This is a genomic window from Streptomyces pathocidini (assembly GCF_001418495.1).
Taxonomy (GTDB): domain Bacteria; phylum Actinomycetota; class Actinomycetes; order Streptomycetales; family Streptomycetaceae; genus Streptomyces; species Streptomyces pathocidini.
Map to the genome: position 1 here is coordinate 1 of NZ_LIQY01000644.1, position 1,270 is coordinate 1,270.

Genomic DNA, 1,270 nt, shown 5'->3' on the forward strand with positions numbered 1-1,270 from the left:
GGGCGCACAGACCGGCGGCCGCCTGGGCGCTCCGATGGCACCCGACTGGGCCGTGGCCGCCGGTCTGTGCGCCCGCCTCGCGGGCGATCAGGGCGCCGGCGGCGTAGTCCCAGGGGTTGAGCCCCCGCTCGTAGTAGCCGTCGAGCCGGCCGCAGGCCACATCGCACAGGTCGATCGCCGCCGACCCGCCCCGTCGGATGTCCCGCACCCTCGGCAGCAGCGTGCGGAGCACCTCCGCCTGGGCGGCCCGGCGCTCGGTGAGGTAGCCGAACCCGGTGCCGATCAGGGCCTGTTCCAGGGGCGGCGCGGGCCGCACCGCCAGGCGCCGGTCGCCGAGGTACGCACCCCCGCCGCGCACCGCGCGGAACGTCTCGCCCCGGCTGGGCACCTCCACCACGCCCACGACCGCCTCGCCGTCCACCTCGGCGGCGATGCTGACGGCCCAAGCAGGCAGCCCGTACAGGTAGTTGACCGTGCCGTCGATCGGGTCGATGACCCAGCGGACGCCGCTGCTGCCCTCGCTGCTGGCGCCCTCCTCCCCCAGGAAGCCGTCGTCGGGGCGCTCCTCGGCCAGGAAGCCGGTGATCAGCTTCTCGGAGGCGAGGTCCATCTCGGTGACCACGTCGATCGCGCTGGTCTTGGTCGCGGCCACGCCGAGGTCCGCGGGCCGGTTGTCGCGCAGCAGCGCGCCCGCCCGCCGGGCGGCCTCCAGCGCGAGGGCCAGGAGTTCGTCCTGCAGCCGGTCGGTCACGATGCTCCCTGGGGTCGGTTGTCGTACGGACTGTCGGCGCCCGCGGCGGCCGGGCGCGGCGCCCTGGCGGGGCAGCAGCCCACCGGGCACAGGTCGTGGCTCGGCCCGAGCGCGCCCAGCGCGCACCGGTCCACCGCGCGCCCCCGCTCCGTCGCCGCGCGCTCCAGGACCAGGTCCCGGACAGCCGCTGCGAAGCGCGGATCGGCGCCGACGGTGGCCGCGCGGGCCACCGGGAGCCCCAACTCCCCCGCCTTGGCGGTGGCTTCGGTGTCGAGGTCGTACTTGACCTCCATGTGGTCCGAGACGAACCCGATCGGAACCATCACGGCCGCCGGCGCCCCCGCGCCGTGCAGTTCCTCGAGGTGCTCGCAGATGTCCGGTTCCAGCCACGGGATGTGGGGGGCGCCGCTGCGCGACTGGTAGACCAGCCGCCAGGGGTGCTCGACCCCGGTGGCCTCCCGCACCGCCTCGGCGATCAGCCGCGCCACGTCCAGGTGCTGGGCCACGTACGCCCCGCCG

Annotated in this window: 2 protein-coding genes; both read right to left on the reverse strand. The window is 76.1% G+C overall.

Annotation, left to right across the window (positions count from 1 at the left end; genetic code table 11):
• The coding region (locus AOK16_RS23975; protein WP_055474206.1) for an inositol monophosphatase family protein at positions 1–751 on the reverse strand (751 nt) is incomplete at its 3' end.
• On the reverse strand, positions 748–1,270 hold a 523-nt coding region (locus AOK16_RS23980; protein ID WP_205627771.1), incomplete at its 5' end, for a ferrochelatase. The genes AOK16_RS23980 and AOK16_RS23975, both read right to left, overlap by 4 nt.